This window comes from Saccharopolyspora sp. NPDC050642, from assembly GCF_040654735.1.
GTDB classification, from domain to species: Bacteria; Actinomycetota; Actinomycetes; order Mycobacteriales; family Pseudonocardiaceae; genus Saccharopolyspora; species Saccharopolyspora elongata.
On the sequence record NZ_JBFAIN010000002.1, the window covers coordinates 478,383 to 492,624 of the forward strand.

Here is a 14,242-nt window from a genome sequence, read left to right on the forward strand (position 1 = left end):
TCCACAAGCTTGTGGACAACTGCGCGGCAAAGATGAAGTGCTCCTCATGGGCGGTTCACGCGCGGTTCAGCCGCGGGACAGATCGTTCATGGCGTGAACAGCCACGAGGACACCGCGCAGCTGGTGCGCACCGAGTTCGCCACGAGCCCGGTGCGCACCGCCCGCGTGGCGTCCGACCCGAGCGCCGGGCGCGGCTGGGCCATCGGGATCACCCTCGGCGCGCTCGGCCTGCTCGGGCTGATGGCGGTGCTGACCGCGCCGGAGGACGCCGGGACCGACCAGCTCGGCCGGTCCGGGCTGATCACCATCCTGGTGTTCGCCGCCGCCGTGGCCGGCTGGATGAGCAACCGGCTCGACGACACCTTCGTCGCGCTGTCCGCGGCGGCCGTGCTGGTGGTGCTGGGCGCGCTGGACGCCGAGGAGCTGTTCGAGTCGCTCGGCGCGGACCAGATCTGGCTGCTGGTGGCGGCGTTCGTGCTGGCCGCCGGGATCAACCGGACCGGCCTGCCCGCCCGGCTGGCGATCGCGCTGGTCGGCCGCGCCCGATCGGCTCGCGGCCTGGTGCACCTGATCACCGCGGGCCTGGTGATCACCGCGCTGCTGGTGCCGAGCACGAGCGGGCGCGCGGCGCTGGTGCTGCCCATCTTCCTCGCGCTGGCGGGCGCGTTCGCGCACCGGCCGCGCCTGGTCCGGGCCCTCGCCGTGCTGTTCCCGACCGTCGTGCTGCTGTCGGCGATCGCGACGCTGGTCGGCGCCGGGGCGCACCTGATCACCAGCCAGGTCCTGGACAGCACGATCGGCACGGGCATCGGCTTCGGCCAGTGGCTGCTGTGGGGCCTGCCGTTCGCCGTGGTCAGCTCGCACCTGGCCGCGGAGCTGGTGCTGCTGCTTTTCACCGGCCGCGCGGAGCGCCGGGCTCGGTTGAGGGTCGACGCCGCCGCGTTGCGCGAGCAGCTCGACGTGCCGCCGCAGATGCGGCGCACCGAGATCCGCGCCATCGGCCTGCTCGGCACCATCGTGCTGCTCTGGAGCACCGAGCCGCTGCACGGCCTGTCGCCCGCACTGATCGCGCTGGCCGGGGCGCTGCTGATCGCCTCGCCGCGGTTCGGGACGGTGCACATCGGCGCCGCGATCTCCGAAATTTCCTGGTCGCTGCTGCTCTTCATGGCCGCCACCACGGCGCTCGGCGCGGCGCTGGCCGAGTCCGGGGCCGCCGGCTGGGTCGCCGCGAACGCGCTCGTCGGCGACAGCACCGGCGCCATGCTGATCGCCGTCGTCGCATTGAGCGTCGCCGCACACCTGCTGGTGCAGTCGCGGTCGGCGCGGTCGGCGGTGCTGATCCCGCTGATCGTGCCCGCCGCCTTCGCGGTCGGCATGAACCCGGTCGCGCTGGCCTTCGCCTCGACCGCCGCCGCGGGCTTCTGCCACACGCTGCCGTCCTCGGCCAAGCCGGTCGCGATGTTCGCCCGGCTCGACCACGCCTACACCCCGCGCGACCTGCTCAAGCTGTCCGCCCTGCTCGGCCCCGCGCTGGGCGCGCTCGTCGTGCTGTTCGCCCTGTTCGTCTGGCCGGCGCTCGGCCTGCCGCTCACCTGATAAGTCCACAGTGGAGGAGAACATCATGCTGCGCTTCGCCGTCGCCCCGAGCGGGTTCAAGGAGTGCCTGGACGCCGAGGCCGTCGCCGACGGGATCCGCGCCGGCATCCGCCGGGTGGTGCCCGCCGCGGCCATCGACACCATCCCGCTGATCGACGGCGGCGAGGGATCGGCGCGGCTGCTGGCCCGGTCGACCGACGGCGAGCTGGTGCCGGTCACCGCCACCGGCCCGGTCGGCGAACCGGTGGAGTCGCACTTCGCGCTGCTCGGCGACACCGGCTTCGTGGAAATGGCCGCCGCCGCCGGGCTTTCCCTGGTGCCGCCGGGCCGGCGCGATCCCGGCGCGACGACCAGCCGCGGCGTCGGCGAGCTGATCGCCGCCGCGCTCGACGCGGGCGTGAAGAAGATCGTCATCGGCTGCGGCGACTCCGGGACCTGCGACGGCGGTGCCGGTGCGCTGCGGGCGCTCGGCGTTCGCGTGCTGGACGCCGACGGGACGGAGATCCGCGACGGCGGCGCGGAACTGGTCCGCGCCCGGCGGCTCGACGCGACCGGACTGGACCCGCGACTGTCCGAAGTGGAGCTCGTGGTCGCGGTGAACCCGACGAACGTGCTGTGCGGGCCGGACGGCGTCGCGCGCCGCTACGGGCCGCAGAAGGGCGCCGCGCCGGAGCGCGTCGAGCAGCTCGCCGCCGCGATGCAGGTCTGGGCGGAAGTCCTGCGCCGGCACAGCGGAACCCGGTTCACCGACCTGCCCGGCGGCGGCGCCTCGGGCGGGCTCGGCGCCGGGCTGGCGGGAGTGCTCGGTGCGCGGCTGGCCTCGCGGTTCGACGTGTTCCTCGAAAGCAGCGACCTGGACCAGCGGCTGCGGGCCGCCGACCTGGTGATCACGGCCGAGGGCGCGATCGACGCGTCCACCGCGCTCGGCAAGATCCCGACCGAGGTGGCGCGGCGGGCGAAGCGGCACGGCAAGCCGGTGATCGCGCTGTGCGGCACGATCGGCCCCGGCGCGGACGCCAGCTACGACCACGGGATCGACGCGATCACCGGCATCCTGACGGAACCGGTGGACCTGGCGGACGCGATCACCCGCGCCCCGGAGCTCATCGCGGACGCCACCGCCCGAACCCTCCGCATGCTCCTCGTCGGCCGCACCTTACGAGCGGCCTGACGCGGCCGATCGGCACGCCACCTTCCCCGGGCCGCAATTTCCAACTGAAACCGGATCCGCAGTTTCAATGGAAACTGCGGATCCCCTGGTGCGTCAACCGGTCAGCGGCCTGCGGCGTAGCCCTGGGCCCCGCGGGCGTTCGCCGCCGCGCGCAGCAGGCCGGAGTCCGGGTCCCGCGAGACCGCCGACAGGCGGCCGAGCGCCCACGGCCCGGCGTCGAGCACGTCGTGGCCGCGGCGGCGGAGCTCGGCGAGGGTTTCGGCGCCGAGCCGCGACTCCGCGACGACCCGGCCGGGTTCCCAGGCGCGCGGGTAGAACGAGCCCGGGAACGCGCCGGTGTGCCAGGCCGGCGCGTCGATCGCCGCCTGCAGGTTCAGTCCACCGTGGACGTGCGCCAGCCAGAAGCACAGCTGCCACTGGTCCTGCTGGTCGCCGCCCGGGGTGCCGAAGGCCATGGTCGGCACGCCGCCGCGCAGCGCCAGCGACGGGCTCAGCGTGATCCGGGGCCGTTTGCCCGGCGCCAGCGAGTTCGGCAGGCCCTCGTCCAGCCAGAACATCTGCGCCCGGCTGCCGAGGCAGAAGCCCAGCTCGGGGATGGTCGGCGAGGACTGCAGCCAACCGCCGGACGGCGTCGCCGAGATCAGGTTGCCCCACCGGTCGACCACGTCGATGTGCACCGTGTCGCCGCGGCTTTCGCCGGTCGGCGACACCGTGGGCTCGCCGATGCCGACGCCGCTCGGGTCCTTCTCGCCGTCCACGCCGCGCCCCTCGGCGACGTGCGCGGCCAGGATCGCGTCGCGACCGCCCGGCGAGCCGGGGCGCAGCTCCAGCGAAGCGCGTTCGCCGATCAGCGCTCGGCGGGCCGCGGCGTAGTCGCGGGACACCAGGTCGGCGAGGACGCCGGGGTCGGCGGAGTCGCCGTACCAGGCCTCGCGGTCGGCGAAGGCGAGCTTGGCGGCCTCGACCGCGAGGTGCACGGTGTCCGCGTCGGCGACGCCGTCGACGTAGTTGATCCGGTCGCCCTCCAGGAGGCGCAGCTGCTGCGCCAGCGCGGGGCCCTGGGACCAGATGCCGAACTTCGCCAGGGTCCAGTCGCCGGGGAGGTCGACGGTCAGCGGGGTTTCGTAGCCCGCCTCGAACTCGGCCATGTCCTGCGCGGTGATGACGCCCGCGTGGTCCCGCCCGGAGTTGTCCCGGTGCGGCGTGCGCACGAACTTCTCGACCGCCTCGGCGACGAAGCCTTGCGACCAGGCGCGGCGGGCCGCGTCGATCTGCACCTCGCGGCCGGGCCCGGCCGCCTCGCCCTCGGCCAGCAGCCGCTCCCACGTGTCGGCCAGCACCGGGTTCTTGAGCACGCTGCCGGGCTTCGGCGCGGCGCCGTCGGTCAGCCAGAGCTGGGCCGAGCTGGGCCAGTGCTCGGTGAACATCGCGCGGACGGTGTCGATGGTCGTGCTGATCCGCTCCACGATCGGGAACCCGTCGCGGGCGTAGCCGATGGCGTACTTCAGCACGTCGCGCAGCGGCTTGGTGCCGTGATCGCGCAGCAACAGCAGCCAGCCGTCCCAGGCACCCGGCACGGTGGTGGCCAGGAATCCGGTGCCGGGCACCAGGTCTAGGCCGAGCTCGTCGCGGTAGTGGCCGATGGTCGCCGCGGCGGGCGCCGGGCCCTGGCCGCAGAGCGCGCGGGGGCGCGGGTCGTCGGCGGTGGTGAACAGCGCGGGAACCTCGCCGCCCGGGCCGTTGAGGTGGGGTTCCACGACCTGCAGGACGAACCCGGCGGCGACCGCGGCGTCGAAGGCGTTCCCGTCGTCCTCCAGCACCGCCATGCCCGCCGCGGAGGCGAGCCAGTGCGTGGAGGCGACCATCCCGTGCGTGCCGGCGAGTTCCGGGCGAGTCGTAAACACGTCAACCACCTTAGGCGGACGCCACCCGTCCGAGCGATAGTGAAGCGAGGACGTCCCCTGCGCCCAGCACCAGCCGCCCGAGTCCCGAGCCGGGCAGGAGGGCTCCCAATTTCGCGTGGGATGTCGTTTCAGGATGGCCCGCGTGAAGTGGCGGTTTCGCGCGACACCGGCGCTCTACGCCTCAGCCGGCCACGCCCTCACGTGCCCGCGCACCGTTCTGGACCGACGCCCGAAATCGGGAAGCTCTCAGGCGGGCGTGCCCGCGACCGGGGTTCGGCCGACGCCTCGCCAGGACAGGCCCGCGCGGCGCAGGACGTCCGGGTCGAGGTGGTTCCGGGTGTCGACCACCACCGGGCCGCGCAGTACCTCGGCCACGCGGTTCCAGTCCAGCGTCCGGAACTCCTGCCACTCCGTCAGCAGCACCAGCGCCGCGGCTTCCTTCGCCGCCTGGTACGGGTCGTCCACCAGCTCCACCTCCGGCGGCAGCGCCGGCTCGTCGCCGCGCAGCCCCGGGTCGTAGGCGACCAGCTCCGCGCCGCGCTCGGCCAGCAGCCGGGCCACTTCCAGCGCCGGGGAGTCGCGCAGGTCGTCGGTGCCGGCCTTGAACGTCAGGCCCAGCAGCCCGAGCCGCACCCCGTCGAGGGAGCCGCCGCAGGCGTCGGCGACCTTCGCCACCATCCGCTCGCGCTGCCGGGTGTTGGACGAGATCGTCGCCTGCAGCAGCGGGAATTCGAAGTCGACGGCCTCCGCCACCTGCAGCAGCGCCGCGGTGTCCTTCGGCAGGCACGAGCCGCCCCAGCCCGGCCCCGGCTGCAGGAACGACTGCCCGATCCGGCGGTCGTAGCCCATTCCCTCGGTGACGTCCGAGATGTCCGCGCCCAGCCGCTCGCAGAGCTCCGCGATCGCGTTCACGTACGAGAGCTTGGTCGCCAGGAAGCAGTTCGCCGCGTACTTCACCATCTCCGCGCTCGCCGCGTCCGTGAGCACCGTCGGGGCGCCGAGCCGCGCGTACAGGGCGGCCACCCGCTCGGCCGCGTCCTGGGTGTCCGAGCCGACCACGATGCGGTCCGGGTTCAGGAAGTCGTGCACCGCCGAGCCCTCGCGCAGGAACTCCGGGTTGCTGACCACCGCGACGTCCTCGCGGCCGACCAGCTCGCGCAGCCGCGCCGACGTGCCCACCGGCACCGTCGACTTCGTGACCAGCACGCATCCCGCGGGCAGCAGCTCGCGCACCTCGTGCGCCACCGCCTCCACCACGGCCAGGTCCGCCTTGCCGCCGGCCCCCATCGGCGTCGGCACGCACAGGAAGACCACCTCGGCCTCGGCGACGGCGGCCGCCGAACCGACCACGAACTCCAGCCGCCCGGCCGCGATGCCCTCCTGCACCAGCTCGGCCAGCCCGGGCTCGTGGATCCGCACCTCGCCGCGGGAGAGCTGCTCGACCTTCGCGGCGTTCACGTCGCTGCACACCACCCGGTGCCCCAGCGACGCCAGGCACGCGCCGGTCGTCAAGCCGACGTACCCGGTGCCAACAACGACGATTCGACGGGCGAACACAGTCCCCACACCCCCTTCACCTCGCACGACCGTTCGGTCGTGGCCCCCTTGGGCATCGTGGCACATCGCCCGCACAGCGGAACCTGCATCGCCAAACGTTCACGCGCCGTACGTCCTGCGTGACGTGCCGGTGAACCGGCGTTTAGGCTCACCGGCCGTGGAGCAGCGACGTTTGGGCGAGTCCGGTCTGGTGGTCAGCGCGGTCGGTCTGGGTTGCAACAACCTCGGCCGCCCCGGCACGGCCACCGAATCCCTGTCCGGCGTTCGAGCCGTGGTGGACGCCGCGCTCGACGCCGGGATCACCTTCTTCGACGTGGCCGACGTGTACGGCTCGCCCCGCGGGCGCAGCGAGGAGCTGCTCGGGCAGGCCCTGTCCGGCCGCCGCGAGCACGCGATCATCGCCACCAAGTTCGGCATGGACATGCAGGGCGGCAACGGGCCCGACTTCGCGGCGCGCGGTTCCCGCCGCTACGTGCGGCGCGCCGTCGAGTCGTCGCTGCGGCGGCTGGGCACCGACTGGATCGACCTGTACCAGCTGCACCGGCCGGACCGGCTGACGCCGATCGACGAGACCCTCTCGGTGCTGGACGACCTGGTGCGCGAGGGCAAGATCCGCTACGTCGGGCACTGCAACCTCGCGGGCTGGGAGCTCGCCGACACGTCGTGGACGGCGTCCTCGGCCGGGCTGGCCGCGCCGGTGTCGGCGCAGAACCACTACTCGCTGCTCGCACGGGAGGCCGAACGCGAGGTCGTGCCGGCCTGCAAGCGGTTCGGCGTCGGGATCATCCCGTACTTCCCGCTGGCCAACGGGCTGCTCACCGGCAAGTACCGGCAGGACCAGGAGCCGCCGGAGGGCAGCCGGCTGGCGAACCGGAATCAGATGCTCGCCGACGCTCCGTGGGAGCGCATCGAGCAGCTGCGCGCCTTCGCGGAGGAGCGCGGCATCCCGATGACCGCGGTGGCGGTCGGCTGGCTGGCGGCGCAGGAGGTGGTGGGCTCGGTGATCACCGGCGCCACCACGCCGGAGCAGGTGCAGGCGAACGCGGTGGCGGGCGCCTGGCGCCCCACCCAGGCCGATCTGGACGCCATCGACGCGATCTGCCCGCCCACCGAGCGCTAGGCCCAGACGACGGTGGTGGCGCTCCGTCACCACCGCCTTCGTTTCCGCAGGTGGTGGACGATTTCGAGAGAAGCCGGCCGCCACCGGGTGAACGCCGATTCCTCGCGGAATCGCGCTTCAGCCACGGCTTCGCGGGTCTTCCGAGCACCGTCGGTGATCGGCCTTTCGCTCGGACGGACCCGAGAATCGCACCGGTGGCAGACGCGGCGGCCCCGGCCAGCGGACCAGGCTCTGAACATGGAGCTGATCGGGATCGCCACACTGTTCGCCGGCCTCGCGTTGCTGGCCGCGCTGCCGCTGGTCGCGCTGCTGGCGTTCGTCGAGATGAGTTCGCAACGACGGGTACGCCGCCATCACTGAGCGCGGGTTCGCCGCCTGTCCGTTCCGCGTCAGGTGCTGGGCACGACCGTTCCCAGGTGTTAGACATGCCTGGACACCAGCAACGAACGCAAAGGAACGAGCAGATGCTGATCACCGACACCGCGGCGATCGTCACCGGCGGGGCTTCCGGCCTTGGCGCGGCCACCGCACGAGCGCTCGCGTCGCGCGGCGCGCAGGTCTTCGCGGTGGACTTGCCGGACTCGGTGGCCAACGCGCCGGTCGTTGACGGGGTCACCTACACGGCCGCCGACGTCACCGACGCGGACCAGGTGCAGACCGCCGTCGACCAGGCGGCCGGTGCCGGGGTTCCGCTGCGGATCGTGGTGAACTGCGCGGGCATCGGGCCGTCGGCGCGGATCGTCGGCCGCAAGGGCCCGCACGACTTCGACCTGTTCCGCAAGGTCATCGAGGTCAACCTGATCGGCACCTTCAACGTGCTGCGGCTGGCCGCCGCGGCGATCGGCCAGACCGAACCCGGCGAGCACGGCCAGCGCGGCGTGGTGATCAACACCGCCTCCGTCGCCGCCTTCGACGGGCAGATCGGCCAGGCCGCGTACTCGGCGTCCAAGGGCGGCGTGGCGAGCCTGACGCTGCCGGCCGCGCGCGACCTGGCGTCGTCGGGCATCCGCGTGATGACCATCGCGCCGGGCATCGTGGACACGCCGATGCTGGCGACCATCAGCGAGGAGTTCCGCACCGGGCTGGCCGAGAGCGTGCCGTTCCCGAAGCGGCTGGCCACGCCGGAGGACTTCGCGAAGCTCGCGCTGGACATCGTCGAGCACGACTACCTCAACGGCGAGGTCATCCGGATGGACGGCGCCCTTCGGATGGCGCCGCGGTAACGACCAGGGCTTTCGGGGTCGTGAGTGCTTTTGGTTGCCATGGCGGCCAAAAGCACTCACGACCCGTTGCGCTGCCGAGAGGTGCGTCGGAAAGCGATCCGCCGGAGGATGAGCACCGGTTCAGGTGAACGCCGAAGGGAGCTCGATCATGGGCGGGGGCATGAAAGCCGTGCAGTACCAGCAGGTCGGGGCGGCGCCGGTGGTCGTCGAGGTCCCGAAACCCGAGCCGGGTCCCGGGCAGGTGCTGCTGAAGGTGACCGCCGCCGGGATGTGCCACTCCGACATCGGGGTGATGAGCTGGCCCGCCGACAAGCTGCCGTTCGAGCTGCCGCTCACCCTCGGGCACGAAGGCGTCGGCACCGTCGCCGGGCTCGGGGCGGGCGTGCGGGGCGTCGCCGAGGGCGACTCCGTCGCGGTGTACGGGCCGTGGGGCTGCGGGGTGTGCTGGAAGTGCGCGCAGGGCAAGGAGAACTACTGCACCCGCGCCGCAGAGCTGGGCATCCGCCCGCCCGGCCTCGGCAGTCCCGGCGCGATGGCCGAGTACCTGCTGGTGGACGACGTCCGGCACCTGGTCCCGCTGGACGGGCTGGACCCGGTGCAGGCCGCGCCGCTGACCGACGCCGGGCTCACCCCGTACCACGCGATCAAGCGATCGCTGCCGAAGCTGGTCGGCGGCAGCACCGCGGTGGTCATCGGCGCCGGCGGCCTCGGGCACCTCGCGGTGCAGATCCTGCGCGCCACCACCGGGGCGCGGGTGATCGCGCTGGACGTGGCCGACGACAAGCTGGCGCTGGCCCGCGAGGTCGGCGCGCACGACGTGGCCCGCTCGGACGAGAACGCGGCGCAGCGCGTGCGCGAGCTGACCGGCGGGTTGGGCGCGGACGTGGTGCTGGACTTCGTCGGCATCGCGCCGACGGTGCAGATCGCGGCGCAGTCGGTCGCGGTGGAAGGCGACATCACCATCGTCGGGATCGCCGGAGCGCCGCTGCCGGTCGGTTTCGGCCTGCTCCCGCACGAGGTTTCGGTGGCGTCGCCGTACTGGGGCTCCCGCGCGGAGCTGATCGAGGTCTTCGACCTGGCGCGGCAGGGCGCGCTGCGGGCGCACGTGGAGACCTTCGGCCTCGACGAGACGCCGGAGGTCTACGAGCGCTTCCACCACGGCCAGATCAAGGGCCGGGCGGTCATCGTCCCGTAGCCCTGGGACCCGCATCAACCGATCCGATCGTGGGCGAGCGCGAGCGGAAAAGCCGGGTGCCCCGAACCGGTTTCGGTTCGGGGCACCCGTGCGCGTTGCGCGTCAGTACGGCCGGTCGGTGACGTTGCCGGTCGCGGCGTCCCAGACGACGTAGCCGTGCTGGAAGTCGCTGCGGCGCCCGCCCGGGACCGCGTACTCGTCGCTGGTCGGGTAGCCCAGGTACGACCGCTCCCAACCCAGCTGCGCCCAGCGGTCCTTGATCGCCCCGCGGATCTCGTGCGCGCCGGTGCCCGGCGTCCAGTAGACCGAGCCGTTCGACCGGTCGAAGTGGTTGTAGCGCCCCACCCCGTCGGGCGTGCCCAGCTCATCGGTGCGCGGGTAGCCCAGCGGGCCGTTCTCCCACCCGAGCTGCGCCCACTTCGCCTTGATGAGGCCCCGGATCTCGTGCGCCCCGGTCCACGGCGTCCAGTAGATGGAACCGTCGGCACCGGCGAAGTGGTTGTAGCGACCGGAACCGTCCGGTGTGGACAGTTCGTCGGTGCGCGGGTAGCCCAGCGCCCCGGCCTCCGCGCCGTGCTCGCGCCACTTGTCCCGGATCATGCCCTCGATCAGCGACGCCTCGGTGGCCGGGGACCAGTACGCGGACTTGGCTCCGCGCGCGAACGTGGTCTGGCGCCCGCCGTCGGCGGCATCCTGCTCCAGCTCGTAGGCGCCGCCCAGCGGGCCCGCGTCGGCGCCGGCGGCCTGCCACTTCTGGTAGATCGCGCCCGCGGTCCAGTCGCCCATCAGCTCGGCCACCCGCTGCCGCAGCGCCGGGAGTTCCTGGTAGGCCAGGTCGCCGGGGCATTCGGTGTAGCCGACGTCGCGGTGGCCGTGGATCATCGGCAGGGTCACCGCGGTCCCGAGCGGGTACTTCGCGGACGATCCCCCGTAGCCGGACACCATCGTGACCTCGCCGAGCGGGTCGCGGTAGTTGCCGGCGAGCTTCCACGCCAGGACCTGCGCCACGGATTCGAGCTGCGTCGCGCTGGGCGCCACCGAGGTGAACTCGCCGAGCATCGACACGCCGACCGTGTCCTTGTTGAAGCCCTGCGCGTGCGCGCCCCACACCGGGAGTTCCAGGCCGCCGTAGCGCCCTTCGAAGACCTGCCCGAACTTGTCGACCAGCACGTTGTAGCCGATGTCGCACCACTGCAGTTCGCTCGCGTGGTAGGCGTAGATGCCGCGCACGATGCGCGCGGAGTCGGCCGCGGTGTAGTCGTTGCTGCCCGCGGTGTGGTGGACGATCGCGGCCTTGACCGTGTCGCCGTACTCGACGCCGACGCCCTGCTGCTGGAAGCACTGGGTGCGCAGCGACTCGTCGGCGCCCCATTCGGCGCGGCTGATCGCGGTGGGCTTCGCGGCGGTGCTCGCGGCCTGCGCGGTCCCGGGGTCGATCAGCAGCACGGACACGGCTTTCGCGTCGACCGGGGCGCCGTCGGATTCGGCGCGCACCCGGATCGCGGTCGAGTCGCCGAGCCAGGCCGCTTCGCTCGCCTGGTCCTTGCCTGGTCGGCCGCGGTCCTGCCCGTCCACCGCGGGCAGCCGCAGCCACTCGCCCCAGGTGCCGTCGAGGTGCTGCGCCTGCACCTCGACGAGGTCCGGGTTCTTGCCGTTCCACCGCAGGGCGGCCATCGCGAACGGCTTCGACCGGCGGATTTCCCGTCCCTTGCCGGGGACCTCAGGCGCGGCGTCGGCGAGCGGCACGCGGTCGACGGACACCTTCTTCGACGGCGGCTCGGCGGTCGCGGACGGCGCTGCGACACCCGCGGACAGGACCACGATCAGCGCAGCAAGACATCGACGGATCACGCTACTCCCTTACCGAACGATCACGAACGGTCGCGGGGGAAGCGGCGACCACGGAGATATTAACCCGATCGGATGAAAAAGCTAGTCCACAATGGTCACTGATCGTGTCGACTTCCCGCGGCGAGCGGAGATCACCGCTCGCCGCGCCGGACGGCCGGCACAGCCGTCAGAGGTCGGCGGCGTAGGGGATCTCGTTGGATGCTTCGGAGGTCATCCAGCGGCGGATCGTCCAGGTCGCCCGGACGTCGTCCTCGTTGTAGTCGAGGATCCGGTCGCGCTGGGACAGGACCTGCACGCCGCCGCCGAGGCCCACCGCGTCGCGGTACCAGCGCATCGAGTTCTCGCCGCTGGCCTCCGCGTCCCGCCAGCCGAACCCGGCGCTCGGCGCGATCACCTTCAGGCCCTTGCCGTTCGGGCACAGGAACTGCTCCCGCACCGACGCGAACAGGTCGACCCACTCGGCCGAGCCGATGAACTCGCGCACCTCGGCCACCGATGGCACGCCCGGCTTGCCGGCGAACCGCTCGGCCGAGGCGAGCATCCAGCGGTTCTCCGCGAGCTCGTTGTAGCAGTAGGCGCGGAAGCTCAGGCCCCGCTCGTACGCGCGGCGGCGCACCGAGCAGAACCACGTCCAGAACTCCGCGAACGACCGCGCCTCGTCGTCGGACGGCAGCGGCTCCCAGCTGACGAACGCCCGGTAACCGGGCTCCTCGCCGATGTCCGCACCGGACAGCCAGCAGCCCCACAGGTAGGCCCCGGCGTCGGCGTAGCTCTCCATGTCCACGTCGACTTCCACGTCCGCGCGCGGCACGGACAGGTCGCGGACGCGCCGCACCAGCGGCAGGTTCCGCAGCCACGCCTTGGCGAGCAGGATCGCGTCGGTGTTGCGGACCCCGGTCAGCGGCAGCGATTCCGCCTCCGAAAGCGGCATCGCGGCCAGTTCATCCACTGTGGACACGCCGACCTCGCGCAGCGCCACCGCGTCCTCGCCGCGCACCACCAGGCTGACGTCCCGGCCCTCGCGCAGCTGGGACTCGCAGGTCGGCCACCACGGGCAGCCCTTGCACTCGTTGATCCGCGAAGGCAGCGCGAGCGGCTCCGCCTCCGCGGCGGCCGCCGAGGCCACCGCCAGGCGATCGGCGAACCGCGCCTCGTACTCGGCGATCGCGGTGCGGCCGCCGGGCCAGTTCGGCACGTCCAGGTAGTGCCAGACCACCACGTCGGCCTCGACGCCGATCACGCCGCCGAGGTTCGGCGCCGCGCTCATCCCGCACGCCTCCAGCAGCCGCAGGGCGTGCGCCAGGCGCAACTGGTCGCGGGGCTGCGCCCGCACCTTGCGGCCCTGGTCGATCCGGGCGGCCCCCGGCACCGGCCGGTCGATCGGCGACACCCGGGCACCGCTGCCCGGATCGGTGATCTTGTGGCGCACCACCAGCACCGGAACGTAACCGTCGCCGCTGCGCACCAGCAGGTCGACCGAACCGCGGCGGCCGCCGACGGGGTCGGCGGGCAGCTGGGCGGCGGAGATGTAGGGCGTGCCGGCGCGCATCGCGGCGAGCGTCAGCTCCTCGCGACCGGCCGCGGCCCCGCGCGGGATCTCCACCCAGTCCTCGCCGAACGCGTTGCCCAGCAGTTTCGCGACGTACCGGCGGTGTTCCGCGGCATCGGCGATGCGCTGCTCGATGCCCAGATCCATCTGCGCGGGCGGTTCGTCCTGCGCCGGATCGTTCTCGAGGTGCACGCGTCGACGGCACCGTGTTACGACGCCCGCGTCGAGCAGCACCTTCTCCTTCACGTGTGAAGCGTATGCCGTCGCTCCGACAGACGCGCCCATCACCCCGGTGACACGCCTCCGAGGCGACTACCCACCGTGCCCGAACGGGCGCGGCTCGATGTCGTGCCGCCCGAGGTCCGGTCTTAAGGTGATCGCAACGCCAGCGCAGGACGGGGAGGTGTCGGCCGCGGTGAGGAAGCGCACGACCGGACGCGGGGTCCGGAAGACGGGCACGAGAGGCTCCCGCAAGGCCGTCAAGGCGGCGAAGAAGGCGGACAAGAAGGCCGCCAAGGCGATCGTGAAGGGCGAGCACGGGCGCATCACCCCGGGCAACGCCAAGAAGATCATCGGAGTGGCCAAGGTGGTCGGCCCGGTGATCGCGCCGTTCGCGATCCACGCGGCGTCGGTGGCGCGCGAGCGCTACGAGCGGATGCGCGCGCATCGGCTCGGCGTGCCGGTGGACCAGCTGGGCAGCTTCACCGGCCGGGGCGCGGCGCTGCACGCGCGGATCGCCGGCGACGGCGAAGCGCTGCGCGAGCTCCGCGAGCAGTCGGCGAGCGGCGAGGAGGCGGCCGTCGCGGAGCAGTACGCGGAGCGGACGGCGACGCGGCTGGCGCAGCTGACGAGCGCCGTGCGGGCCGCGGAGCGGATGCCCGCGCAGCGGCGGAAGTCCGCGCACCGCGCGGTCGACGCGGAGCTCGGGCGGATCGAGGACGACCTGCTCAGCCGCTTCGGCGTCGCCACCCGCCACACCAAGTAACACACGCCCACCTCTGCGGGTTCGTCCACAGTTTCAATTGAAACTGTGGACGGAACGCCGAGGACCACAGTTTCAATTGAAACTGTGGTCC

At 72.8% G+C, this 14,242-nt stretch carries 11 protein-coding genes; 7 read left to right on the forward strand and 4 right to left on the reverse strand.

The window, feature by feature from the left end:
- Window positions 1–93: 93 nt before the first annotated feature.
- Window positions 94–1,596 (forward strand): SLC13 family permease, encoded by a 1,503-nt coding sequence (locus AB0H93_RS06000; protein ID WP_358568061.1) that lies wholly within the window; start codon window positions 94–96, stop codon window positions 1,594–1,596.
- 25 nt (window positions 1,597–1,621) lie between these two features.
- Complete coding sequence (locus AB0H93_RS06005; RefSeq protein ID WP_358568064.1) at window positions 1,622–2,767, forward strand: glycerate kinase; 1,146 nt, start codon at window positions 1,622–1,624, stop codon at window positions 2,765–2,767.
- Between the two features lie 101 nt (window positions 2,768–2,868).
- Here the strand turns inward: AB0H93_RS06005 and AB0H93_RS06010 are convergent, their stop codons facing one another.
- Window positions 2,869–4,671: a gamma-glutamyltransferase family protein gene (locus tag AB0H93_RS06010; protein WP_358568067.1), complete on the reverse strand. Its 1,803-nt coding sequence runs from the start codon at window positions 4,669–4,671 to the stop codon at window positions 2,869–2,871.
- A gap of 246 nt (window positions 4,672–4,917) precedes the next feature.
- Window positions 4,918–6,228, reverse strand: a complete 1,311-nt coding sequence (locus AB0H93_RS06015; protein ID WP_358568493.1) for a UDP-glucose/GDP-mannose dehydrogenase family protein — start codon at window positions 6,226–6,228, stop codon at window positions 4,918–4,920.
- Between the two features lie 157 nt (window positions 6,229–6,385).
- Here AB0H93_RS06015 and AB0H93_RS06020 point away from each other — a divergent pair, with 157 nt between their 5' ends.
- From AB0H93_RS06020 to AB0H93_RS06035, 4 genes are all read left to right on the forward strand, one after another.
- The gene (locus AB0H93_RS06020; RefSeq protein WP_132479359.1) at window positions 6,386–7,348 is read left to right on the forward strand and encodes an aldo/keto reductase; all 963 of its coding nucleotides are present in this window, start codon (window positions 6,386–6,388) and stop codon (window positions 7,346–7,348) included.
- Window positions 7,349–7,585: 237 nt separating this feature from the next.
- Complete coding sequence (locus AB0H93_RS06025) at window positions 7,586–7,708, forward strand: hypothetical protein (RefSeq protein ID WP_358568070.1); 123 nt, start codon at window positions 7,586–7,588, stop codon at window positions 7,706–7,708.
- Between the two features lie 104 nt (window positions 7,709–7,812).
- Complete coding sequence (locus AB0H93_RS06030; RefSeq protein WP_358317518.1) at window positions 7,813–8,571, forward strand: SDR family NAD(P)-dependent oxidoreductase; 759 nt, start codon at window positions 7,813–7,815, stop codon at window positions 8,569–8,571.
- A 160-nt stretch (window positions 8,572–8,731) separates the two neighbouring features.
- Complete coding sequence (locus tag AB0H93_RS06035) at window positions 8,732–9,766, forward strand: NAD(P)-dependent alcohol dehydrogenase (protein ID WP_358568073.1); 1,035 nt, start codon at window positions 8,732–8,734, stop codon at window positions 9,764–9,766.
- 102 nt (window positions 9,767–9,868) lie between these two features.
- On the opposite strand, the gene AB0H93_RS06040 is transcribed toward AB0H93_RS06035, so the two are convergent.
- Both AB0H93_RS06040 and AB0H93_RS06045 read right to left on the reverse strand, forming a co-directional pair.
- Window positions 9,869–11,617, reverse strand: a complete 1,749-nt coding sequence (locus AB0H93_RS06040; protein ID WP_358568076.1) for an N-acetylmuramoyl-L-alanine amidase — start codon at window positions 11,615–11,617, stop codon at window positions 9,869–9,871.
- Window positions 11,618–11,783: 166 nt separating this feature from the next.
- Entirely contained in the window at window positions 11,784–13,412 is a 1,629-nt protein-coding gene (locus tag AB0H93_RS06045; protein WP_358568079.1) for a TM0106 family RecB-like putative nuclease, read from the reverse strand.
- Window positions 13,413–13,581: 169 nt separating this feature from the next.
- On the opposite strand from AB0H93_RS06045, the gene AB0H93_RS06050 reads away from it, so the two are divergent.
- A complete protein-coding gene (locus tag AB0H93_RS06050; protein WP_358568082.1) occupies window positions 13,582–14,151 on the forward strand; it encodes a DUF6474 family protein in 570 nt (189 codons plus the stop codon).
- Window positions 14,152–14,242 lie beyond the last annotated feature (91 nt).

Bases quoted from the DNA above. Each gene is read 5' to 3' on its own strand.
- AB0H93_RS06005 (WP_358568064.1), top strand. From the start codon at position 1,622: ATGCTGCGCTTCGCCGTCGCCCCGAGCGGGTTCAAGGAGTGCCTGGAC.
- AB0H93_RS06025 (WP_358568070.1), top strand. From the start codon at position 7,586: ATGGAGCTGATCGGGATCGCCACACTGTTCGCCGGCCTCGCGTTGCTG.
- AB0H93_RS06030 (WP_358317518.1), top strand. From the start codon at position 7,813: ATGCTGATCACCGACACCGCGGCGATCGTCACCGGCGGGGCTTCCGGC.
- AB0H93_RS06035 (WP_358568073.1), top strand. From the start codon at position 8,732: ATGAAAGCCGTGCAGTACCAGCAGGTCGGGGCGGCGCCGGTGGTCGTC.